Origin of the sequence: Rossellomorea aquimaris (genome assembly GCF_020172085.1) — a bacterium.
Lineage (GTDB): Bacteria > Bacillota > Bacilli > Bacillales > Bacillaceae_B > Rossellomorea > Rossellomorea aquimaris_E.
The window spans coordinates 307,688-332,181 of sequence record NZ_JAIVAT010000008.1; the positions used below are offsets into that span (position 1 = coordinate 307,688).

Sequence of the window (24,494 nt, forward strand, 5' to 3'; positions counted from 1 at the left end):
ATACTAACAATAATTAATATGTATTTTACGCATAAGTTACACAACGATATAGTATATCCTGTAGCACATTTACAGGAGGTATATACAATGAATGAAAGCAGATATCAACACGGATTAGACAAACTGATGGAATACACACTTTCAGATAATAAAGAGATTTCAACACACTTGAAGATATCAGAAGCATTGGAAGATATCGCTCCTGATGTCGGTAAATACATCATTGAATTTGCGTACGGCGATATTTATTCGCGTCCTGGATTGACCAATAAGCAGCGTGCGCTCATTACCATTTCATCACTTGTGACACAAGGTACGGAGCCTCAGCTTGAGCTTCATATCAATACGGGGTTGACTGCTGGACTATCGAAGGAGGAGATCGTTGAAAGCATCACCCATCTGATTCCTTATACAGGCTTTCCACGCATCCTCAATGCCCTGACGGTTGCGAAGAAAGTATTCGCTATTCGTGAAGAAGAACAACATGAATAGACTGAGGCCGGGTAATTCCATCCGGCCTCTTCAATTGCCTTATAAGGACTTTTTGACCTCAAGTACTACCTTACCCTTCGCTCTGCCCGTTTCCACGTATTGAATGGCTTTCTGGGCTTCCTCAAGGGGAAATACCTTGTCAATCACTGGGCGGATTGTCCCTTGTTCAACAAGCTCCTTGATACTTTCCAGCTGATCCCCACTCGGCTTCATAAACAAGAAGTGATAATCGACATTAAACTTCTTCTCAAGAGCCGTTATGTTCCGGCTCACCAGAGAGAATATGATTCGTTTTATCATACCCAATCGGTTTTCCACGGCGAATCTCCCGTTTGGCACTGCCGATACGGACACGATTTTACCGTGCGGCTTCAGTACCTGGGAAGAACGATTCAGGGAATCCCCTCCCAAAGTATCAAATACAGCATCATATTCCTGTAAAACTTCTTCAAACGGTTCTTCTTTATAATTAATCACCTTGTCCGCACCAAGGGCCGTCACCAAGGTATATCCCTCTTCACTTGCCGTAGTCGCTACATAGGCCCCCATTTCCTTCGCTAGCTGAATGGCAAACGTTCCGACGCCCCCTGCCCCGGCATGGATGAGGATTTTCTGCCCTCTTTTCAGCTTCAGCACCTCATGAAACGCCTGCCATGTTGTCAGCCCCACCAGGGGAAGGGAAGCTGCTTCGACAAACGACAGATTATCCGGTTTCAACGAAACGTCATCTTCATGTACAGAAAGTAATTCAGCAAATGTACCTATCCGGTCCTTACGCGGCCTGCCGTATACTTCATCCCCCACTTGAAACTTCCTTACTTTGGAACCTGTTTGAATCACTTTCCCGGAGAAATCATTCCCCAACACGAGTGGCATTTGATAACTCAACAGCATTTTCACCTTGCCATCCCTGATCTTGAAGTCGATCGGGTTGATACTTGCTGCGTAAACTTCCACTAGAACATCATGTTCTCCTATTTCGGGATATGGAAGCTCCGTCAGCTCTAAGGGAGTGTGTTTTCCATACTGTTTTATCGTCATTGCTTTCATAATTCATCCTCCTCATACATAAAGTTTAAATGTTTAATCTTATAAACGTATTATGTATAAATGGACCACCTCCGTCAATGAAAAGGCATAGATAATCATTTCCATTATTTTGTATAATAGTAACAATGACGCATTCGGGAGAAAATCGTATGAAACAACCTGACTCTTCTAACTACATCCTTCAGGCAAAGAGCGACCAATTTCATTGGGAAGGGGTGGGACAGCTCTCCATTAAGACCTTCATGAACGGAAGGGCCTTCTACAAGACCAACAGAGGCTACTTCGGCGTGGAGGAAGGACGATATCTATTGATCAATAATGGCCCATACACGATTACCATTGAGGAAGATCAGCCAGTGGAATCATTTTGTATCTTCTTTAAGGCGGGCTTTGCTGAAGATGTTTATCGCACAATGACTGATTCATCTGACCATCTCGTATCTGACCCATACAAACAGAACGGATCTGTTGAATTTTTTGAAAGGACCTACTCCATCCCACATTCACTCTCAAAACAGTTACATATCACGAAAGCACTTCATTCCCATTGGGAGCATACCTGTTATGAAGAACAGTATCATTTCTTGATGGAGAATCTTTTAATCTCTCACTTTCAACATTTGAAAGCAACCGAATCCATTCATGCTGTTAAATCATCTACCCGTGAAGAACTATATAGGAGAATCACTTTGGCACATGAATATATAAGGGCTTATTACCATCAATCACTCTCAATAGAAGAGATTGCTATAGTCGCCTGCTTATCAGCCAACCACATGATAAGATCCTATTCGCAACTTTATGGGAAAACCCCACATCGTCATATCTCCGAATTTAGGATAGAGAAAGCGAAAGTATTACTAAAAGACACCAGACTTTCCATAACCGACATCACATTTGAAATCGGCTTCCAGAACCCCGCTTCGTTCACGAAGATTTTCAAACAATATATGGGAATTTCTCCGACCCAATATCGAAAAAAAGTGATTTTGGCAAAGAATTAATTCCTTCCAACCTATATGATTATGGGGAACCGAAGGGAGAGAGAAGTACATGAAAACCATTCAAGGAATCAAACAAATCGCTGTACAAGTAAAGGATTTAAGGCGTGCAACCGCTTTTTACCAAGAGAAGCTTGGTCAATCCCTCTTATTTATGACCGATCATATGGCGTTTTTCGATTGTCAGGGGGTAAGGCTCCTTCTTGCCCTGCCTGAGAAAGAAGAATATACACAAAGTTCGGTCATTTATTTCGAAGTGAATGATATCCATACTAGTTACAGAAAAATGAAAGAAAAAGGAGTACCTTTCGTAGACGAGCCTCATCTCGTTGCCAAGATGGATGACACTGAAACCTGGATGGTGTTTTTTGTTGATACAGAGGGTAATACGCAGGCATTAGTAAGTGAGATGTAAAATTAGAAAAGGAAGAGGTACCCGTTATATAGACGGCCCCTCTTCCTTTTATCTCATTCACCCGGTTTTCTTTGAGTCGTTTTATTCCAAATGATAATAACCGTGATCAGAAGTAATACACATATTCCTACAAATACAAAAATCAAAAGAGAAAGGGAAGAAGACTTATTTTCTTCTTCAAATTCCCCTAACCTTGCTGATTCGGATTGATGAAACAATTTCAGCTTTTCAGCTTTTGCTTTTATCGTATTCGTATCTTTTGCTTCACTGTGAAATATTTCTTCTTTCAAATCATCCAGTCCATTGCTTGAGCGCCCTTCAAATGTAAGGCTTTTCTGTTCATCAGGTATTTGTATCTTTTGGTTCGTTGAAGACTGGTCGTGGATGAGGTCACTATTCTTTTTGAATTTTTTTTCTTGATATTCATTTGGTATTAGTTCATTTATGTTTGTTTCTGCTAATACGTTGGAACCAAACATACCACTCATACTTACGATAGTTATCAAAAGAAAGAGGAACTTACCCCTCATGAGCTTCTGTTCCGTTATCTAATGGTCTACTGGATCTTCTACTCAATAATACTTGTAAAACGACGAGTCCAGCCACCAGCAATCCTAAAATAATGACAGCCTGATTGAATAATGATTCCGTCCCGTATTGAATCGACATATACACAGTGGACATCGGATCTTTAAAATTAAAATTTGGTGTGGTCAAGGCTAATAGCGGTGTCACAAACAGGGTGATGAGTCCTACAGAAACAAACCATCCCAATAATCGATGTGCAACAAATGCCACTCTGACAAGCCCAGATCCAGCTAATAAAAGTAGAACCGTAAAGATCGTCCACTCTACTGAACGGGATTCCACCAATGGATAGATTTCTAAACCATATAAGCTGATCACAAATCCAACGATTAGATTTAGAAGGAGGAAGATGACTCCTTGAATCCAAAGAGGTGCATTTTGGAAGTAATAACTTGTATACCCAATTAACAAGCTGGACAATAAGATAATAAACAGGATAACAACCGGTGGAAGGACACTTGCACTCTTCTCTTCCGGAACTTCCCCTTTTACGTTTAACGGATTTGTTAAGAAATCATATACATATCCATTTGACTGTCCGTCAACGAAAGCATTCCCAAGAACGCTGAATACATCATCACGAATCAATTGAGTGGATGCCACATTCGTCGCCCACTTATTGTTCAATGTATCTGCATCACTTTGAACATTGGTTACATTGGATTGTAGCTCGTCGGTATACGAAACGATGGTATTTTGACTATCGCTCACCGTATCCAGGAAGGAGTGAATGGACCTGATTTCACTGCCTATTTGCTTTTGGTTTCCAACTAAATCCGGACCGGCCGTTCCCGGTGCGGGAGTGGGAGCCGCCTGCTCCGGCTGCTGAATACGATTAAGCACATTCGTGGCTTCCTGATTGATGGCATTTAAGCTCTCAGTAAGCAGTGCTTGTTGTTCATTTAATGTTTGATTATATTCCGCTGCAAACACAGTGTAGGAATCCTGAAGCGTGTTCAGTGCATCCTCGGTATTTGGTAATCCGGTATTTAATTGATCCCATTCCGTTTGCTCAGCCTGGCTCACCTGCAATATTTCATTTACTTCGTTTTTAAGACTTTCATCTTGAAGAACGGTGGCTTTTACTCCGTTCTCTGCTAACATGCCATTCAATGTGGCTTCATAACGATCAAGGTATGAATAATACTTCAGAAGGTCCATAAGCTTATAATTATTGATACCACGTGCAAAGTAACCTGACAAAGTATTGCGTCTGCTCTCAGATAAGGCCGCTGAATTCAAAATGGCACTTTCCTTATCCTCAATGGCAGCAACAATATCATTGATGTTATCAGAGAACATCTCCAATTGTTTGGTCAAAGCCTCGTTTGTTTCAATTAAGGTCTTTACCTGATCATTAAGTTCCTGATTTTCAGCTGTAAGAGATTCAATCTGCTGAGTCAATTCATCAACCTTATCAATCAGGTTCTGATTATCCTCGAGAAGTCTTGAGACTTCTCCCAAGAGCCTATCAACCTCTGCCTGAAGAGGATTTTCTGATTGATTATTTTTCTCCTGAAGACTGGATCGAACCTGAATAATACGCTCATTGATGGTTTGAATATTGCCAACAGCTGCAGTGATTGCTTCAGGTGTAGGGTCTGTCAAATTTGCGAGCGTTTCTTTCAATGAATTCAAATCCGAAGATATTAAATCCAGCTTAGTTATTTCATCGTCCAGATTAGGTGGCGGAGGGGGGGCACTTGGCTTCCCTTGTTCCGGCTCACCTTCCTGAGAGGAAATAACAACCTGCTGATGGCCTGTATCTTGTTTTTCTTTTGGAGGCTTCGGAATCTCCGGTTCAGGGGGAGGATTAAAGATCTCCCCATCTCCTTCTGATAATCTATTATTCAATTCGAAGATATCCCCCTGCAGACTATTAAGGGTTGTTGTGTCCTGTAATTGCTGATAGAAGGTCAATACTCTTTCCTGGAAGGAGTAGAAGTCTTCTACTTGTCTACCCACCTCGTCGAACCTTTGCTTTTGCAGATCTTTAAGCATTTGCTGGTTGTTCTCCATATCATTATCAATCTGAATCAAACCAGCAGTCATGTTATCACTTTGCTCTGCGAAAAGTGACTGAGACTTTAAATATCGCGGTTGTTGGTTCTCCGTTGCTTCATTGATCGATTGAACCGACTGAGATTGAATATCCGCTAACAACTGTTTTTGATTGTCTTGATATTCTCTATATTGATTCACATATTCTACGAAGCTAGAAAGGCTTTGTTCAAAGGATTCCAACGAATTTTGCTGTTCCGGTGTCCGACTGTCAGCCTGCTGAATCGAATTTTGAAGATTTGTTAGCATCGATGTCTGCTGCTGAATCTGTCCGGCGAGATCTTTTGAACTGGGTTTATAGAATGCCAGCATCGTTTCTTGGAATGTCTGCTCTTTCTGTAAAATTTCATCGAATTCGGCCCGTATATTTTCCATATCTGCCGAAACATAATTCCAGTAAAGGGAGGACATTTTGTGATTGACCCTTTTCGTTGCCTTTTCGATCTCCAACTGAACCTTTTCCTTATTTACGGCATTCAGTTGGCTTTGGACTTTATAATTCAGATTCGTCTTTTCAGGTCTGTCTTCATCATATGTCATGACTTTGTCAGAGAAATCCGAGGGGATATACACGACCGCGTCATACTTAGAACTCTGCAGACCATTTTCTCCTGCACTTCTGCCCACGACGGTCCATTCAAAGGACGATTGGTCTTCTAATATGGACGTCACATCCCCACCAAATGTCAGGGGCTCTCCATCTACTTGAGTCCCGGCATCTTCGTTTACAATCGCAATGGATTGTGTGGCATTTTCTTTTACTTTCAGCGGGTTTTCACCTACTGAACGGAAGAATAGAAGAGGAGTTGCAAGAATCATCATGACCGCTAATAAAAGTTTGAACAGGCTTACTTTCTCTGTCATGCGTGTACTTTCCTTTCCGTTACCATAAGTGGTATTTGAATTTTTGTTTCTTTTCCATTTTCAACATAATAACCAAAGCCTGGTTGTATTTCAGGTTCTCTCCGGTCATAGCTAAGGGTGAACAGGGTCTGTTCCGATTTCTTCATCAAAACAATCGCCTGGCGAATTTGTTTCATTTCAACCGTCAACGTATCATAACCCTTCGTTAACTCACTGTTGTTTCCGGAAACAATGACACAGAATCCAAGATGACTATAATTTTTCAAGCACTTAACAATTTTGTCCTGCAGCAGGGGATCAAGGTTTTGCAGGAATCTTGCATACCCATCTACTATCAACATCACAGGTGAGAAAGAAGGCAGGGAGCTCCCCTTTTGAATGGACAAGTTATATTGCTCTTCCCTAGAATTGAATAGCTCCTCCACCCTGTTAAGCCACATGGTAATATGCTCTTTGTTTTCCATATACACGACCTTTTCCTCTCGCATCAAATTAGATAATCCCCTGTCAATGGAATCAAAGATCGCGATATGTTCACTATCTTGAAGTAACGCTGTATTTGCCAAAACTTTTAAGACATTCGTCTTCCCTTTTTGAGCCTGTCCCAATACGAGGCAGTGCTTTGTCTTTTTGAAATTCACATAAACCGGATTTACCGATTCTTCATCCAGACCAATTGGCAGCAGGCCAGCTTTTTGTCCTGAATCTGTATACTGGGTAAAGTTCACCATGGTCAATTCAGTCGGTAGCATCGGCACCGGCTTAGGTGAAGTCAGTCCTTTATATTTCTCTTTTAGCAACTGAATTTCTTCTTTTAACAGACTTAGCTGTTCGTAATCATCCTTTCCTTCAGTAGGAAGGAAGATTTGAGAGAAGTAGGCTGTCTCTTTCTTTACGATGGCTCGTCCCGGTATGGCTTCCGGAGAAAAAGGTAATCTACCGAGCATCGTATATGCCTCTGAGCTGTCCATCAAATAGTGGACAATTTTCGTTTTAAGATTGTTCATCAGCGACTGTCTCACAGAGTTGACACGAGTAGCCGTAAAATACATATAAACCCCAAGGGACTGACCATCCCTTGCAAACTGGTTGATTTGTGACTCGAGCTCCTGCATTTCTTCTTTGACCAGATCAAAATTATCAATGGTCACGAAGATAAGCGGAAGTTTTTCTTCACTTACAGTGTTATACATCTTAATGGAACTGACTTCTTGCTTTTGGAATAATTGTTTCCTGCGTGCCAATTCATCGTCTAAGATTCCAATAAATTTCTCTATCTTCCGTTCCTCGTCAATCAGAAAGTAATCTGCTGTATGAGGTAATTGTTTTAATGGAAGTAACCCTCCATTTCCAAAGTCAAGAAGGTAATAATGAATATCTTCAGGGGTAAACTGAGTCGCCATCCCCATCATTAAGGTTATAAGCGTTTGGGTTTTACCATAACCCGACGATCCAAACACACCGACATTTCCATCATCAATCACTTCATAATGATAAGGGGTTTGACTTTGCTTCTCAGGCTCATCCACCATAGAGAGAAGGATTTTATTTGCTTCGGTTTGAACGTGCCCAGTCTTGTACATTCGATTGGCCAAAGGAGGAAGCCATGGGCTTGACAATCGCTTTAAGTCCATTTGATTCTGTAAGCTTTCGATACAATCGACGACAGCATCTATTTCACTGATCATTTCTTTTTGGCTGCGCGGATTAGCCGATACCTCTGATAATGGAATCAGTCCTAAATCGGTCACAATCGCCACTTCATCTTCCGTTTCAAATGCATCTTCTTGATATGGTGCACCACTCCAGGCTGATTGGAACAAATCATACACCTCATTGTTCCCAACCTGTAAGTAACCCCGACCTGTTACAGTAAGGGAAGCTGCATCTCCATTTTTGAGAATCTCCCGGCTGTCCTCAGTGTTTTGTACTTTTAGCGCAACACGGAAACGGGCATTACTCCAAATTTGGTTGTCAATGACCCCACCTGGCTTTTGGGTGGCAAGAATAAGATGGACCCCTAAGCTACGGCCTATGCGTGCCGCACTGACCAGCTCTTTAATAAATTCCGGTTCTTCACTCTTTAATTCGGCAAACTCATCTGAGATGAGGAATAAATGAGGAAGAGGTTCTTCGGTTTTCCCTTGTTTATAGAGGCGCGTGTAATCGTTGATGTGATTTACTTCATATCGGTCAAACAATCGCTGCCTACGCTTTAATTCACTCTTTATGGATGCAAGCGCCCGCGTACTGAAGTTCTTGCTTCCTTCAATATTTGTAATGGTCCCTAATAGATGAGGGATATTCTTGAACGGCTGAGCCATCCCCCCTCCCTTATAATCAATTAATAAGAATGCCACTTCGTGGGGATGGAAATGAACCGCTAACGATAATATATATGTTTGCAGGAATTCACTCTTTCCTGAACCGGTCGTTCCTGCCAATAATCCATGAGGACCGTGAGCCTTCTCATGCAAGTTTAGCTCTACAAGATCTTCCTTCCCTTTTAATCCGACCGGGACAGCAAGCGATTTAGCTGATTCTCTCGTCTGCCAGTTCTCTCTGATTGGAAGTTCATCAACATCCCCTACTTTGAGCATATCCAAGAAGGATACGCTTGTAGGGATAGAGTTTGTCATTCCGATCTGATGATTGAGCGTTCTGAGGGTTCTTGCATATTTCTCATTTCCTTCATGCTCATACCCATCCATTTGGAAAGGAACCTTTACGGCTTTCTTATCCTGAATGAGGATATCCCCTTCGTTGTCATTGATATAACGGACAAGGGTGTGGACATTGTCAGCCAAACTTTCTTTCGCCTCTGCTGCAAAGATGACGGACATACCTAGATGTCCGTATTCCCCTTCCAAGTATTCCAGGATCACATGGTCCGAAATAAGCTGATGATTCGTGATGATAAAGACAAAATGAGGAGCATGCCTCACCTTTTCAGAATCCTCATCTATATCTCTTTCACGGAGGATCTCATAAATAGAGGAAAGAATTTGATCCCTTGTTTTCTCGTTGTAAATAAATCCTTTTGCAAATGACTGAGGTAATTGAAAATGGGGTAACCATTTCATCCACTCCCAATCCTTATACTCCTCTTCCTGAAAGATGGAAACAAACCTCACATCATGATAACTATGAAAGAACGTCAATTGCCCGATCAGCTGATGTATCTCGTTTTTGTACACTGATTCTTTCCCGATCAGACCAATAGCGCCTTTATGAAGATCTGCAGTGACTGGTAATTGCTCTATTTCTTTATAAGCTTCTTCTAACTTCTGTGACTCTTCCAACAGCTCATCCATTTCACGATTGGACATATCGGAAGAATTCACCGAAATACTGTAACTGGCAGGTAACTTCCCCCTGCCTAACCGAAACTGCAGGAAGTCGGGACTTTCGATCGTTCTCTCCCAAAGCCTGTCTGACAGCTGCTCTGTAAGATATTTCATCCTTTCAAAGGGAGGGAAATGGAATTGTAGTACATTCGCCTGTTTCTCAGCAAGGGACTGAAGCTCTTCTCTTTTATTCTCCAAGTATTGGGTATAGATACGTTTTCTGCGTTCTTGGGACTTCTTTTTATTGCTTTTATCCTTGAAGAACTGTACGGTCGATGTTACAAGTGTAGTAGTAAACATAACCATCGAGATGATGATGAATATCCCCCTTGGAATGACAATGGCTACAATCCCCATGACTATCAGCATCATAAGAGGCGGGAGGATAATTAACCATAAGCTTCTATTTGTATCACTGGACTCCTGGCTAGGAAAGGAGAGCTGGACCTTTTCATCCGGAAGATCGTAAACCATCCTTGGGGTACGCCGGTAGTTGGGATATTTCTTTTGCATTTCTGACATTGGACGTACCGTCTCCACTAACTTCGTTTGATAATTTTCCACACTATGTATCTCGATTAAATCCTCTTCCAATAGGGTAATGGATAGGAAGGGTGTGAATAATATATCACCCGTTTCAAGCTTATGCTCACCTGCAACGAGATGGCCATTTATATAGGCAGGAGCAGCACTGCTTGTTTCCACCGTCCACTCATTGTCGGAATTTTTGTACCAAGAATAATCGACAGTGGGCCCTTCGGTAGGATAATAAATTGTTGCTTCTGGATTTAAGGAAGACACAAGAACCTCCGCTCTATCCCCTATATAGTAGTTCTCTGTCTTTGATTTAAATGAAGTGACGAGGATGTCCAGTTTAGTATCCTTCATTAGAACGGATTGTTTCTTGCCTGGTTCCAACTCAGTTCTTTCTTGCCCTTCCCGAACCACATGCAAGGCAGATCCTGAATACTCTATTTCTATGGAAGACGGCAAAGAAAAAATAGTAATTGTATCTTCTATAGACGGTCCCAGGGTAACTTTTATATTTTCATCTTTTACAAGGATTGTTTGATAATACTGGTCGTGAAAAACCCATAAGGCATACATCTCTTCACCCCCTTGTTAGTTAGTTTTTTTCTTCTCATCCTGATTAGGTTTCGTTTCCACGGCAGGAGAATTCCCTCCTGTTGGCGAAGATTGGGTCGTTGCAGGTTCAACTTTCTTCTCGTTCTGCTCTTTCGACTCTTGTACCTGTGTAGCTTCCTCTTCTTCCAACGCCTTCATTTCTTCCTCATATTCTGAAATTTCACTTTCAATCTCATCTAATTCCTGTTGCCTCTCTTCACTATCAAGGCTGCTATCCGCCTTAACCTGTTCGCGATATTTTAATAGTCCGAATAATATCAGGTCACGATCCTCTAGGAAGCGGGCGTTTTCTAAAGCTTCTTTGGCCTTTCCCCTGCCGATATTAATCCAATACTCGTAATATAACGGGTCTGACTGAAGAGAAACCGTATTACGCACATTCTCTTTTTGTTCCTCGGTCAATGATTCATTAATAATATAGGAAAGGGCAAGTTGATATTGGGTGACCTTGGGAATTTCGTCGATTTCATAAGGCTGGAGTTCCGTCACGACGTCACTATATTTTTCGAGCAGGAAACTTTCCTGTGCTGCCACGACCCTGTCCTGCTTAGGATTAATAAAGAAAAGGGCATAGATGGAATAGAGTAAGGCAGGCACAAGGCATATCGAGACACCGAGGAGAACGTAACGGTTCATTTTCCATTTCTTTTTACTTACCTTCATGTATAAACTCTCGGATTTTTTCTTTTCTGCGATATGATCATCTAAGACTTCACTTACATGCTGCAGGCTCTCCGCTTCCAGAATATCCTTTGTCAATGGAGACAACTTTAACGTTCCATTAAACTTTAAGTATTCCTTGAACGTATGATTGGAGTCTATAATCGCTGCCACCGTAGCTTTCGTTTCTTTTAATAAGAGCTCCTTGTCTTTTTCGTACGGAGGAAGACTTTCTTTCACACCGTAGTGAATAAAATGAGGAGTCAATCCTTGATCAAAAACAATGTTTTCAGGACAAATGATAAGATGGAGGCGTGACAAAGTATGATTTTGAATCTGTTGCACCAGTTGGTAAGCAGTCATCAACCTTTCCTTTTCATTGGCGTTTAACTGAGAATAAAAAGAGAAGGAAGCAGGTACAGTATGTACAACCCTTAATTCATCATTTTCCATCGTAATGTCTTTTTGAATGAAAGGAGATAGATTCTTCAACAAGCTTATTTCAGATACTTCATCCAGCTTAATCTTTTCTTTTTGAAAGATCAGAGTGAGGTGATTTTCTTCTCTATGTATAACTGCTTCGAGCCTTTCTTGTAGGTAAGATCCGCTATTTTGTGACATTCCATTGGTCTCCTTTATAAAATTTCAATACGATCTCCCGTGTTGATGCCTGCATCAATCAGTCGTACATTTCCAGAAACAACCCTTTCTTTGTTGGCAATCCGGATCCAGTATCCATTTCTGGATTCAACTTCAAGTTTTTGTGACTGCCACACGAGATCAATCAGTTTTTTAATAGTATGATAATTTGATAGCCTAAGTTCAAAGCGTTTATGGTCATATCGTTTTAAATCAATAGTAATTTCTATGTACATGTCCGGATTCACCTCATAAGGAAGGAGCGCCCAACATAATGATAAGCGCTCCTTCTTGTATTAAATAGGTTGGGATATACTTATCCTCGAATTTGATTAGCGATTTGAGCATCTGCATCTTCAAGAGACTTAGACGTGCTAGTCAATTGCATTGAGATGTCTTCAAGAAGCTGTTGCATTTGAAGGAATGAAGGGCGAAGTGTTTGATATTGCTCAGCAAACGCACGGCTTGACTCACCCTCCCACATACCTTCTAATTCAGATATCATATTGTCCAGGCGTGAGATTTGTTCACCTACTTGACCACTCTCGCTTGTGTATCGGTTTGCCATACTAATCAATTCTGCTGGGGTAACGCGAATAATTCCTGACATGTAATTCCTCTCCCTTAATTAATATTGGTGGTAGTCATCTATTTCAACATCAGAATACCCAATTAAAAAACCTCAACGGTTTAGACTATGTAACTGGTTAACTTTCAAATCCCATTTTATTACAATTACTTCCACACTTCCAATATCATACTATTATAAACATACATATAAACACAATTTTTACAGTAAAAAGGAAACTTTATAACTACAGGAATAATTAAATTCAGGTCAATCGATATAAAATCCCTCTTATCCGATTAGGAAAATAGAACCAAAATATAATACTAAAGACTCTTAATCAGCTATTTATAAGCTAAATTCATATACTAATACAAGTCCGTTAGTTACAAGTACTTACTATATATCCTTATTTTTACTTTTTTAAACCATTTTTCAAAAAATGATTAACTCTTAAGTAATCTATAAAAGACTCAGTTATAAACATACAGAAACTTACACCTTTATTCTGGAATATGTTTCTTGATATTAAAACAAAACCTGTTCAATATTTAATTTTTATAGTTCTTCTACATTCTGTTTCGGTTTATCCAGTTCATACGTCACACCATTCTCCTCTGCAAGAAGTTTCATGTCTGAATGATAAGCTTCCACTAACTTGTAATACTCCTCCATTTTGGCATTGGATTCATTTATCAAGCTTTCATTCTGATCTTCAATCGCTTTTTTTTCGAGAATGAGGGCATCATAAAAGGTCTGGGTCGCTGTGACGATCCTCCCCGTCATTTCTTCAAGTTCCGGAATTTCCGCCTCAATGCCCTTTGCTTCTTCCAAGGCTTTCTCGTAAGCAGGAATGGTATTGTTAGTCAGCTCATTGTAGACCGTTGGATCATCCGTATAGTTGACCCCGGATACCGAAGCCAGTGACTGAAATGCAACGACTTCATATTCTGCCACCTTGTAAATATCTTCGTTGATGAATTGAAGGATTGCCTTTTGCTTGTCTACATCCGTCATCTTTTCACTTTCCGATCCATCATTTATCAGTTCCATTTTTTCATTATCACTTTTATTACTGATCCCTTCTTTGGATTCTACTTCCTTATCCTTATTAATCGAAATTTGCACTTCGCCGCATCCACTTAATAAAACAGCCACCACCGATAACCCTAGAATTTTCTTCATAATTTAATCCCTTCTTTTGCAATTCGGAAATTGCTTTTAGAAGTTAAATATCCATATTTTGTAAAATTAATCTAAATATTTCTAAATAAAGTTGTGCTTTATTCGTCACATGGCAAACCTATACGAATTCCTATACAATTTATGTAAACCGTAAGATTGTGTGGTGAGTGAATTGAAATTACTACTAATTGAAGATGATACAACTCTATTTAATGAAATCAAGGAGCGACTTTCCCAGTGGTCCTACGAAGTATATGGAGTCGCCGACTTTCATCACGTGATGCAGGAGTTAGCAGAAGTAAAGCTCCTTTTAGATCAACAGCTTCATCAGAAGCGGATGACGTTTATGGAGCCGATTCCAATAGAAAAGGGAACGGTACAATGATATGAAAATGTGAATATACCAATTTTTGTATCACTAAGAAGTACACGAAGATATTGATAACCCCGTACACTCCGAAAAACAAATAATATGATTTTTCAAAGGTATAAAGGGCAATCACATACTGTATGGCCAACAGATGAATGAATATCACCGGAATCATGCCACACCAAAAGAACGATGGAATCAAAAGCTCTCCCAAAAGGGAAAGCACTCCAATGATATCCAGAAAAATGAATAAGAACACGAGTATATTACCCCTGTTTCCCCGATTGATTGAAACCTTAAATAAGACAAAGTATTGTCATCTAACCTTTTTTCTTTCACCTAAACAATCCACTTTTGGCAATACCACTTAAATAACTTGTTTGTAATTTTCTAAGAAGGTAACAACTTCCTCAACATCCTTTGTATAAAGAAGGGTATATTGAAAGTCAAACATGGTTTTTGTTTCAACAATAAGATATTCGTCATTGGGGATTAAATTAAAAATCTTTTTCCACTTGTATTTTTGCTCCATTTTCTTAGTCTCTTCTTTTATCCGCTCCATATCCAACTCAAGCACTGCAAACCCTGGAGAAGAAATGTCAGTTCCAGGGAATTTTTTGGATAAAGTAAATTCAATTTCTTCTGATAGTTCCACCTCTGAAACCACCTCAATATTCCCCGCAGCTTCAAACCGGTCACTATATTCATCTAGTTCATCAAACGTTAACTCTCTTTCAGGGAAAACAGCAATACAAAAGATGTCCTCTGTAGTCTTTTTACTAAAAAACATAGTTGTGCTCCTTTCTAATTCACTTCTTGTTTCTTTTTAACTCTTTCAAAAACTCCTGCTATTTCATGCACTAATGTTTCTCCTGATGCCTGACACGACCTCAACCACTCCATACCGTCTTTATTCACCATTCTTAAAGTCCAATTATAAGATGGAGATGATAGGATATGAACTCCTTCTATATTCCATTCAATTTCATTCTTATAAAAAACCATCAGTCTATTCGTATAGATCTTTCTTTGTATTGATCTACTAAACTGCTTTACTAGCAAACTATCAGAAATGATATTATTATTAATCGCTACTTTATCTATATTGAAAGTAGCCAGACGTTCACAGTAACTAAAATATTCACTCGGGATTAAGTATAGTGGATCCTGCAACCGAACAGGTCGATCTTCAATTCCCATCAGCATACGGGGAAAGATAACTTGCTTCATTGTGTAGTCAGGAGCTGGATGCTGAATGATCTTATAGCTCATTTCATTTTCTCTCAGACACTCAATGACCCGATCATCACTAAAATAAAAAATACTTTGTTCATTGTGATCCGTTACAATTTCTGCAACCAAATTGCTTCTTGCCAGAACCCACATGGCTTTAATAAATTGATCCTCGAATTTAAGATCGCCTTCAATATAATCAAGTAATTGAAACTTATGAAGTTTTTTAAACATCTTTTCCCATTCTTTCTCCAATTCATCCTCATGGTAGTCAGGGAATGGGTTAGAAATCCCTATCAAAATTTTCCCACCCAACATTTTTACAAGTAAATATAGATCCTTGTTTGTTAATGTCCAGTTAGACAATTGTCTTCCCCCTTAACTAACCGAATTTTCTCTCTGATTTAGGTTTACCAAATTCAGGGTATATCTTTAACACCTTTTCATAGTTTTTTTGGATATACAAATATCTATGGATAAAAGTGGCTAAATAAGCAGTCACTAAAGATACAATTGAATAAGCTATAATTAATGCAATCATAAAAGCTGAGTCTGTTACAAGATAGGACATAAGAAACTGAGCAATAACATACCCAAAGCTCGATGATGCAACTATTGGAGTAATGTTAAACTTAGATTTTCCGTTTTGAAGCTTAGCGTAGGTACCTGAATACAACATTTTCACGTTGAAAACCTGAAAGAAAATTAATAATAACAACATTAGAATTAAGCCTACATAGAAGAAGCTACTACTTTCTACGCCAATATGTTTATATAAAAACTTCTGAATTACAAGGAAGTAAACATATGTATTCACACTCCCTAATACCCCAATGTATAAATAGTAGGATCTTTCAAATTTATAAGGTGCCAATATATAAAGAATAGCCCACAGATGGACTCCTATGATGGGAATCAGAGCAGCCCAAAATAATGGTGGATAAAATGGGATACTAAGTAATGGGAGTAACCCTATAAAATCCAATAATATTAATAAAAAACCTATTACATTTCTTCTGTTCTCTTTAGGGAATTGCATATTATTTAGATAAGACAGTGTAATATCATCAATATCTTTGTGTCTTTTCAAATTCTTTCACCTCAGTAATTGAAAAATGGAAGATTAGCTAAACCAAGATCCCACCTTATCAATGATTCCAGTTGTACCCTTTTTTATTGCGTCACCGATAGAGTCACCTTTACCATCATGATCAACATCCATAAATTTAAGGTCACTTAGTATGGATGTTGTAATCACCCCTACAGCAGCCCCTGCAACGGCACCAACAGCTAACCCAATCGGGCCACCTATTGCTCCACCTGCCAAGGCACCGACATACGCTGACGATGCAATAGACGCGCCAGCTACGGCTACATCTCCTGTTACATTACCGGCAATTTCACTTGCTGATTGATCATGTTGAACTCCATGTACAATGTCACCGACTACAGTAGTTCCAACTCCAATATATCCAATCTTATTTCCAGCCCATTTAAAGGATTGTTTTACCCCTGTCATTGGGTCTATCAATTTATAAAGCTTAGGATAATTTGTTGCATTGGTTCCACTATAGTTATTTTTCTGAAAGCCCATAAGCTCAGGCCTTGTTAATGAAACTCGGACACGTCTCTTTCCTTGACCAGTTGTATACATACTTTTAGTTACCCCTGCACCTTTTCGGGCTTTGTTCACGTTTTTTGCTGCTCCATAACCTGTCGCAGCCGTTACCCCAAAATTAGTCGCCGCATTAATCGGTTGCTCACGCCACTGATCAAAATTAATCCCTAATGTGGGAGTTGGATCCCATGCCGGCTGCAGCCCATTCACAGTATCTGCAGCTTCTACGCCGTTTTCGACAAATCTAGGGTTGTTTGTTAATTCATAATATGGATTTGTTGCCCCACTGTCAGTACTTTGAGGGTTATAGCAGCTGTTAGGCTGATAGGTATCAATTGCTATCTTGCCACTTGAGAAGAGACCTTGAACTTCTTTAATATATTGATCCATTCTGGTTACATCTTGTTGGATCGGATCAAGGGCAGCGGATTGACTTTGGTCAAAATGATGCAATTTTTCTACCGTTTGATCCTTTTGCTGCCTTGCAATATGGACCTCTTGAAGAAAAGAGTTGTCAGAAAGCCTTGGTAAAGAGACGATGTCCTGGACACTTTGAATCGTTGCATTAGATTCATTTGTTATGTCCATGACCATATCTCTGGCACGGTTCAGCCCATTGTCGACATCGTGCTGGAGGAAGCTTTCCTGTATATAGCCATTTTGTGAGGGCTCCATCCCTTGTAATTCACCTTTAATGGATTTTAGAGTTGATTCATAAGTCGAGACCATTTGTTGGTAGAATTCCAGGAAAGATTGATGGGAATCCCGATAAAAAGCCCGTATAGATTGACCGCCCCTTCCCTTAAAGGATTCTTCTTGTGCGATAAAATCACTTATCGATGATTCAATTTCAAGCATCTGGTCTTTTTGTTGATTTAATGTTTGAAGGACTTTATTCAAACCTGACTCCAAAGACATGACATCGAGTGTTTTCATACTTTTTCTCTCCCTATCTTACTTTGATATGTGACGAAAGATCTCGGTCGGCTTGAGCCATATCCTGGACAGCCTGACGTGTCAGTTCTTCATTTCTGATAAGTAATTGCTTATAATGGTCAATCATCTGTTCCATCATCTGGTTTAACTCATTTAATTTTGTGACTACCTCCAAGGAATTTTCCTTTCCAATGTTTTTGGGCAGATCAGATCGAAGTGATTCCGTAGAAGATTTCACTTTTGCAAGACTTTGCTCTATCTCCCCATGAACAACCTTAATTTCATTGACCATATAACAAGCCTCCGATCATTATTTTTGATACTCTGTTTTCTTTTCCTCTAACTGCATTATGTGTATGATATGTTCGATTGACTGAATTTCACTTTGAATCTGCTGTATCTTACTTCTTAATATAGAAAACACTTCATGAAATTGATTTTCCTTGATGTCTGTAAAATAATGAAGCATCCCTTCAAGTCTTATTTCACTAAATTTGTTTGCAAGCTTACCTTGCCAGGTATGTACTGAAAGTTCAGGGTTTACAATCATTTCCTGATAACCCGATAGCTCCTGTTGATTCATATGAAGTTTACTTTCACAATCCTTCAGTCTTTGAAGTTGCTCACGCTTCTCCTTTAATAACCCATAATAATAAAAAAGAGACAAGACTCATCACCTCAAATCAAATCATTTTTTATAATTTTTTCCAATCCTTTTAACTATATCATGTATGAAATACTGTCAATATGATAGAATCTGTTTATTTTCTAAAGCAAAAAGCAGTACTTTTGACGCACTTATAATCTTTGAACAAAATGAACTAATTATTAAGTATCACAATTCAGGGAAATTAAAACCTAAATTTCACTATTTTTTCCATATTATGAAACTTTCTGTTTCTTTAATCCGTAAAGTGAGACAGAGGTGAACCATATGTACTTACATATATCAGAACCAACGGAAACCATATCAGACAAAGCAACCAAAGTCTGGCGAATCTCCAACACAATCGGGCATACAACAGTACTCATCATCATAGGAATCTTGATAATTTGTACCAACCAATTTAATTGGTATGACTGGGTCGGAATTGTCCTATACGTCCTAGGCGGGTTATTCATTGTTTCTGCCGTGTTCTCCATCTTCATTGAACCCATTTACCTGCAAAGAACATGGCGCTATCAGGTCGACCGGGAATTCGTTCAGCTGAAATTTGGAAAATGGCAGCAGCAGCATGTCCTGATCCCCATGGAGAAAGTGGAATTCGTCCGAACCGAGCAGGGACCCATTATGCGCCGGTACGACCTTTATGATCTTGAAATAGGGACCACGACCTCCAATCATAAGATCCCGGCAATACCTGCACAGGTAGCGAAGTCATTGAAATCTGATATTGCCACCTTCGCAAAGACAAGGGATAACAATTCAGAAGAAGGAGACATAGGAGCATGACCCATCCTGCCAAACGATATCATCCCGCCTATATCATCGTAGAACTCGTCTCGACAGCAAAGAGCCTGTTTGGATTCTATCTCCTCCTGTTTATTCTGAAGGCAAATTCAACTGCCGGATGGGTGGTGTGGGGCCGGTACGCATTGTTGGTTGCAACAGCGTGGTCTATTCTCTCCATCTTCGCTAAATGGATCTTTAACCGCTATGAATTAGGCACGCATTCCATCATCTTTAAAGAAGGGATGTTCATCAAAAAGCAAAAAAACGTCGCCTGGAATCGAATTCACAGCCACAAGTCTCATACAACTTTCGTCCATCGCTGGTTCGGATTAACTTCTTTAACGATGGAAACAGGGGCAAATGGAGATGACGCCACCTATGAGTTCCCGGTTATCACAGAGAGCGAAAAAAATCGGATCCTGTCTTACCTTGAACAAAAGCAGGAAACGAAGGAATCGGAAGAAGAGATATTGCCGGATCGAAGGATACACTTTCAGACGACCAGGAAAGACCTGATCAAAGCATCCTTTTCATCACTCAGTTTCCTGGCAATCTTTCCGTTATTAAGCGCCGTCTATTTCAATCTGGCGGATTTCTTTGCCATTGAAAAATCAGCGGAAAGCGCCTGGCACTACTTACTGGACCATATATGGATCCTGATCGTTTTAATCATTGCAGCCATGTCCCTATCTATCTTGATTGGCTTCGTTAAAACGTCTATCAAGTACGGAAACTATATCATCAGTGATGACCCGGAACGGATTTATATCGAGAAAGGGATGGGGAATGAGGTAAGCTTCTCTATTCCAAAGAATAAAGTACAAGCTGTCAGAGTGGAACAAACCATGGTAAAAAGGATGCTTGGTCTCGTATCAATCAAGTTGATCAGTGCCGGTTCGTCCGAAGAGGAAATCAGTTCGTTCTATCCATTTATGCCTAAAAGGGAAGCGTATGACATGCTCCACGCCATCCTTCCTCACTATCCTATCCAGGAGAAGATGGAACGTTTCCCTCTTAAAGTCCTTTGGCTGAAGCTTAGCCAGCCGTATTATCTGACAATCGCTGCTGCGGCCGGATTATGGATTTTCAAACAGGATTGGATGTGGGTGGCAGGAGTGATCTTTGCCGTTTCCATTCTCCTGAGATTCCTTGATTACTGGTTTACAAGCTATTCACGTCACGGCTCGACCGTCCAAATCCGAAAGGGTGGATGGTTGAACGAAACCTTCATTACCCACAGGCATCGGATCCAGCAGATGACCGTGAAGCATTCATGGCTTCAGAGGAAGTTTGGTGTAGCAACCATTACATTCTCAAATCGGGCAAAACCGACTCATGAAAGTCTGTTATACGGGGTGTCGAAAGACGAAGCAGGCTCGCTTTACGAATGGTATCATAACAAATCCGTCTCGAATTGAGACGGATTTGTTTATTTATTTAGGGGATTTGCTTCACTCTCGTTTAGGCTCTTCTCCACCATACTGATCTTCATAACTAATAAACTCATGTTCCTGATAGGCAGCCATCACCCCATGATAACTGATGTCGAGGCCAACCTCTTCTTCTTCTTCTGTTGAACGGACAGGTATCCATAACCGTATGAGAGAAAGACCCAACCAGGTCATACCGAATCCCCAGGCGCATAATACAACCAGACCTAGCAGTTGGATACCCAACAGCTCCCAGCTCCCGCTTGAGAAAAGGCCGCCGTCTGTTGAAAACAACCCGACTGCTATGGTACCCCATATTCCCGAAACGCCGTGGACCGGAAACGCTCCAACCGGGTCATCAATTTTCCTTGCGTCCAACCACTCTGTAGCAAACAGCATGATCAGTCCTGCTACGGCTCCGATGAAAATCGCCGCCTCATCACTGACAAACGCACACCCTGCGGTGATCCCGACCAGCCCTGCCAGCGATCCATTTATGACAGCAGCGGCATCGGATCGTTTATAGCGGAATAACGTGTAAAGGAGGGTTGCCGCTCCCCCGGATGCAGCCGAAAGCATGGTCACTACGGCAATATGACCAATCTTCACATCTGTTGCACTCAACGTACTCCCGGCATTAAAACCGAACCAGCCAAACCAAAGCAAAAACGCTCCGACAGACGCCAGTGGAAGATTACTCGGCAAGGCAATCGTACTCGTACCGTGAGGAGTGTACTTCCCTTTGCGGGGACCGATGAACATGGCCGCAGCCAATGCAGAGAAACCACCAAGGGCATGAATGACCGCTGAACCGGCGAAATCCATCATGCCAAGGTTTCCAAGCCACCCGCTTCCCCATACCCAGTGTCCGCCAATGGGGTAAATGAAAGCTGTCATGAGGACAGCATACAGAATATAAGCCCGGAAATTAATCCGTTCCGCAACCGCTCCTGACACAATGGAAATGACGGCAATGACAAACGCCGCCTGGAACAACCAGAAGGTATCTAGGGAGATGGTGAAATCCAAATGACTCAGGTCTCCCTTCAGCATCGTACCGCTCGTGCCGATCATCCCAAGAAAATCACTTCCGTACATGAGCCCGAATCCAATGAAATAAAAGCAAAGAGCCCCAATCGTGATGTCGACGAAGACCTTCATGATGATATTGACATTATTTTTATGCCTCACAAATCCTGCTTCCAGAAGGGCGAATCCCCCCTCCATCAAAATAATCATGGCTGCCGTCAAGACTACCCAGATTGTATCGAGTCCTGAATTAAGTGTTTGAATCGTCATCTTATACCTGTCCTTTCCGGTATTTAAGTATCTCTTCGGTCATCGCACTGGACACTTCCAACTCTTCAGACGAATGGTCCCTGCAGGACGCTATGACCCCATCGATCTGCCTGATGCGGTTCTTGATCCCGTTAATTTGTTTCAAGCGATCCTTCACATGGACCATATACTCCACTGCCTGATGATGATTGGGGGGACGACTGGCAAAAAACTTCCTTACAGGTGATAACGAACGATAAAATGTTTCTTCCGCCCGCTTTTTTTCTTCATACCTTCTAATTTTTTGCTTTAGATCATCCATCTCTTGTTCCCGATGATGTTTAATCTTTTCCAGCATATCTATGAGCTCATCACAGGCAAAGTCCATTTCCCGATTTAATTCATCACGAATTATCATGTAAACTCTCCTTACAAATTCATGTTATGTTTTCTAACATAATATCAATTTACTGAAAATTTGTACAGATAAAACACCTAATAATCTTCTAACAATGTGTTCCCGTTCTTTTTCCCTATTCACCCAAATATATATAAAGAAACCTGCTGAATGAGGAGGGGGGCACATGGGACGTTTTGACAGCCACCTGAAAAAGAACCTGTTACACATTCATAAAAATATCTACCTATCAAAAAGTGATGAACAATATCATGAAAAGATCCTTCGATATCACGATCCTTCCTCACCGGAAGCCCATTATCTGCTCGGACAAAAAATGGAGGAGAAAGGGCTGTTGGTCAAAGCCTATAAACACTATCAGGAAGCTGCAAATATTTATTCCCCTTACTATTTCAAAGCCAAACAGGCATGCAGGCTCCTTGAAGATCAAATCACCGGGGACATGGGACAAGTTCAGAAGCCAGCCAAGGCCTTTCTTCCTTTTTATGCAAAGGTCATATTGTGTACCCTTCTTATCATCAATGTGTGTTTATTGATTTTATTATTCTTATTTCCTTCATTCAGTAGTACGATTTCGTCCAGCCTTAAAATGTGGAACACCGGTACGGATGTTGTATACGAGACGGAAGATCTTCCTTATGTCATGTATTTCCCTGCCAACACACCTAAAGATAAAATTGAAAAATCCCTCCATGATCAGTCGATCCGACTTGGAAGGGATGTAAAGAATAAGAATATCCTGATATACGGAGTATCGACGACGGACTCAAAGCTCTCTTTTGAGGTCCTTCCGTTAAAAAGCAGATCAATAGAAGAAAGCTCCTTTGTAAAAGCAGAATACAATTCCGCTTTAAGCGAGCCTGTGAAGATCCGTTTTTTGAATAACGGGAAGGAGGCATTCAGCGTTGACCCAAGTCCCCTGTCATTTATCGGGGCAAATGTCGTTCGCACAGCTTTGCAATCCTATATGAAAGACAAGGGGATGCCTCCTGAAAGACTTAATCAACTGGTGGCAGATTATCCGGACAATTACCTTAGCTTCATTCCGAATGAAGCCACTACCGGTTCGAATTCCGTTTCCAGCTCGTTCACAGGTTCAGGGGGATGGGTGTACAATCATGAGGCTGCGGCGATGGCCGATATGTTTTATCCAAACACTCCTGACTCCTCCCCGATCCCCTTCAATCCCGTACAGGTGGATATCGATAAACAGACATTTTCCCTCATAGTCAAAACCCCGCCCTATATCATTTCATCTCATTCGATCGGCATCGGAAAGAATGACTCCACTCCTATCGGCCGTTTTCCCATACGAAACCGGGTCCTTGAACCATTGGGGGAGCACCCCGGCATGTTTGGTACCGCAGCCCTCGGCATGGGGGACATCGCCATCCACGGGACCTTCGATGAAGCATCTATTGAAAACGCCATGTCACATGGGTGTATCCGTCTTACCAACCCAGACATAAAGGAAATATATGACCTTGTTCCAAAAGGGGCCGTTGTAACAATCAGCGATAGCAACGCTGAACATAAACTGAAACCGGTCAAACAAAACCTGGATCAACTTATTCCTCACAGTGGATCGGGGAACAACCAGACTTCTGGTACCATTTTTACGTGGGCTGACTAAAAAAGAAGCGATTCTATTGATGAATAGAATACACCTACATCAGGACATGTTTATACCATGTCCTGTTTGTTTTTACCTTTTTTCAGCAAGGGTACTTTCTGAAAAAATT

The 24,494-nt window shown here is 40.8% G+C and carries 22 protein-coding genes and 1 pseudogene; 7 read left to right on the forward strand and 16 right to left on the reverse strand.

What is annotated here, in order from left to right; genetic code table 11:
- Positions 1-87: 87 nt before the first annotated feature.
- Complete coding sequence (locus tag LCL96_RS19225; RefSeq protein WP_224944293.1) at positions 88-492, forward strand: carboxymuconolactone decarboxylase family protein; 405 nt, start codon at positions 88-90, stop codon at positions 490-492.
- A 39-nt stretch (positions 493-531) separates the two neighbouring features.
- On the opposite strand, the gene LCL96_RS19230 is transcribed toward LCL96_RS19225, so the two are convergent.
- Positions 532-1,542, reverse strand: coding sequence for an NADP-dependent oxidoreductase (locus LCL96_RS19230; protein WP_224944295.1), 1,011 nt, complete (start codon positions 1,540-1,542; stop codon positions 532-534).
- Between the two features lie 149 nt (positions 1,543-1,691).
- On the opposite strand from LCL96_RS19230, the gene LCL96_RS19235 reads away from it, so the two are divergent.
- Together LCL96_RS19235 and LCL96_RS19240 are read left to right on the forward strand one after the other, a co-directional pair.
- Positions 1,692-2,546 carry an AraC family transcriptional regulator gene (locus tag LCL96_RS19235; RefSeq protein ID WP_224944298.1) on the forward strand — a complete coding sequence of 285 codons (855 nt, stop codon included), beginning with the start codon at positions 1,692-1,694 and terminating at the stop codon, positions 2,544-2,546.
- Between the two features lie 49 nt (positions 2,547-2,595).
- On the forward strand, positions 2,596-2,958 hold the full coding sequence (locus tag LCL96_RS19240; protein ID WP_224944300.1) for a VOC family protein: 363 nt from the start codon (positions 2,596-2,598) through the stop codon (positions 2,956-2,958).
- A gap of 53 nt (positions 2,959-3,011) precedes the next feature.
- Here the strand turns inward: LCL96_RS19240 and essA are convergent, their stop codons facing one another.
- The 7 genes from essA to LCL96_RS19275 all read right to left on the reverse strand — a co-directional run bounded on the left by essA (position 3,012) and on the right by LCL96_RS19275 (position 14,016).
- Positions 3,012-3,488, reverse strand: coding sequence for a type VII secretion protein EssA (gene essA / locus LCL96_RS19245; protein WP_412103608.1), 477 nt, complete (start codon positions 3,486-3,488; stop codon positions 3,012-3,014).
- Entirely contained in the window at positions 3,478-6,471 is a 2,994-nt protein-coding gene (gene esaA, locus LCL96_RS19250) for a type VII secretion protein EsaA (RefSeq protein ID WP_224944304.1), read from the reverse strand. Before esaA ends, essA begins: the two co-directional genes overlap by 11 nt.
- Entirely contained in the window at positions 6,468-10,925 is a 4,458-nt protein-coding gene (essC, locus tag LCL96_RS19255) for a type VII secretion protein EssC (protein WP_224944306.1), read from the reverse strand. Before essC ends, esaA begins: the two co-directional genes overlap by 4 nt.
- A 15-nt stretch (positions 10,926-10,940) precedes the next feature.
- Positions 10,941-12,245, reverse strand: coding sequence for a type VII secretion protein EssB (gene essB / locus LCL96_RS19260; protein WP_224944308.1), 1,305 nt, complete (start codon positions 12,243-12,245; stop codon positions 10,941-10,943).
- 14 nt (positions 12,246-12,259) lie between these two features.
- Entirely contained in the window at positions 12,260-12,499 is a 240-nt protein-coding gene (locus LCL96_RS19265) for an EsaB/YukD family protein (protein WP_224944309.1), read from the reverse strand.
- Positions 12,500-12,579: 80 nt separating this feature from the next.
- Positions 12,580-12,873 (reverse strand): WXG100 family type VII secretion target, encoded by a 294-nt coding sequence (locus tag LCL96_RS19270; protein WP_224944311.1) that lies wholly within the window; start codon positions 12,871-12,873, stop codon positions 12,580-12,582.
- Positions 12,874-13,389: 516 nt separating this feature from the next.
- Entirely contained in the window at positions 13,390-14,016 is a 627-nt protein-coding gene (locus tag LCL96_RS19275; RefSeq protein ID WP_224944314.1) for a hypothetical protein, read from the reverse strand.
- 163 nt (positions 14,017-14,179) lie between these two features.
- Here LCL96_RS19275 and LCL96_RS19280 point away from each other — a divergent pair.
- A pseudogene (locus LCL96_RS19280) lies at positions 14,180-14,341 on the forward strand (DNA-binding response regulator); the annotation flags it as partial.
- Between the two features lie 412 nt (positions 14,342-14,753).
- On the opposite strand, the gene LCL96_RS19285 reads toward LCL96_RS19280, so the two are convergent.
- From LCL96_RS19285 to LCL96_RS19310, 6 genes are read right to left on the reverse strand one after another with little or no spacing between them, the layout of a single operon-like run.
- Complete coding sequence (locus LCL96_RS19285; protein ID WP_224944316.1) at positions 14,754-15,176, reverse strand: hypothetical protein; 423 nt, start codon at positions 15,174-15,176, stop codon at positions 14,754-14,756.
- Positions 15,177-15,190: 14 nt separating this feature from the next.
- The gene (locus LCL96_RS19290) at positions 15,191-15,985 is read right to left on the reverse strand and encodes a hypothetical protein (RefSeq protein ID WP_224944318.1); all 795 of its coding nucleotides are present in this window, start codon (positions 15,983-15,985) and stop codon (positions 15,191-15,193) included.
- A 16-nt stretch (positions 15,986-16,001) separates the two neighbouring features.
- Entirely contained in the window at positions 16,002-16,709 is a 708-nt protein-coding gene (locus LCL96_RS19295; protein ID WP_224944320.1) for a hypothetical protein, read from the reverse strand.
- Positions 16,710-16,742: 33 nt separating this feature from the next.
- The gene (locus tag LCL96_RS19300) at positions 16,743-18,173 is read right to left on the reverse strand and encodes a ribonuclease YeeF family protein (RefSeq protein ID WP_224944322.1); all 1,431 of its coding nucleotides are present in this window, start codon (positions 18,171-18,173) and stop codon (positions 16,743-16,745) included.
- Between the two features lie 13 nt (positions 18,174-18,186).
- On the reverse strand, positions 18,187-18,465 hold the full coding sequence (locus LCL96_RS19305) for a YwqI/YxiC family protein (protein WP_224944323.1): 279 nt from the start codon (positions 18,463-18,465) through the stop codon (positions 18,187-18,189).
- An 18-nt stretch (positions 18,466-18,483) separates the two neighbouring features.
- Positions 18,484-18,840, reverse strand: coding sequence for a DUF5082 domain-containing protein (locus tag LCL96_RS19310; protein WP_224944325.1), 357 nt, complete (start codon positions 18,838-18,840; stop codon positions 18,484-18,486).
- Between the two features lie 267 nt (positions 18,841-19,107).
- Between LCL96_RS19310 and LCL96_RS19315 the strand changes: the two genes are divergently transcribed.
- Together LCL96_RS19315 and LCL96_RS19320 are read left to right on the forward strand one after the other, a co-directional pair.
- Positions 19,108-19,626, forward strand: a complete 519-nt coding sequence (locus LCL96_RS19315; RefSeq protein WP_224944327.1) for a PH domain-containing protein — start codon at positions 19,108-19,110, stop codon at positions 19,624-19,626.
- Complete coding sequence (locus LCL96_RS19320) at positions 19,623-21,044, forward strand: PH domain-containing protein (protein ID WP_224944329.1); 1,422 nt, start codon at positions 19,623-19,625, stop codon at positions 21,042-21,044. The genes LCL96_RS19315 and LCL96_RS19320 overlap by 4 nt, the downstream gene beginning before the upstream one ends.
- A 33-nt stretch (positions 21,045-21,077) precedes the next feature.
- Here the strand turns inward: LCL96_RS19320 and LCL96_RS19325 are convergent, their stop codons facing one another.
- Complete coding sequence (locus LCL96_RS19325) at positions 21,078-22,355, reverse strand: ammonium transporter (RefSeq protein ID WP_224944331.1); 1,278 nt, start codon at positions 22,353-22,355, stop codon at positions 21,078-21,080.
- A 1-nt stretch (position 22,356) separates the two neighbouring features.
- Positions 22,357-22,752: a hypothetical protein gene (locus LCL96_RS19330; RefSeq protein ID WP_224944333.1), complete on the reverse strand. Its 396-nt coding sequence runs from the start codon at positions 22,750-22,752 to the stop codon at positions 22,357-22,359.
- Positions 22,753-22,918: 166 nt separating this feature from the next.
- Between LCL96_RS19330 and LCL96_RS19335 the strand changes: the two genes are divergently transcribed.
- Complete coding sequence (locus tag LCL96_RS19335; protein WP_224944336.1) at positions 22,919-24,385, forward strand: L,D-transpeptidase; 1,467 nt, start codon at positions 22,919-22,921, stop codon at positions 24,383-24,385.
- The last annotated feature ends 109 nt before the right edge of the window (positions 24,386-24,494 follow it).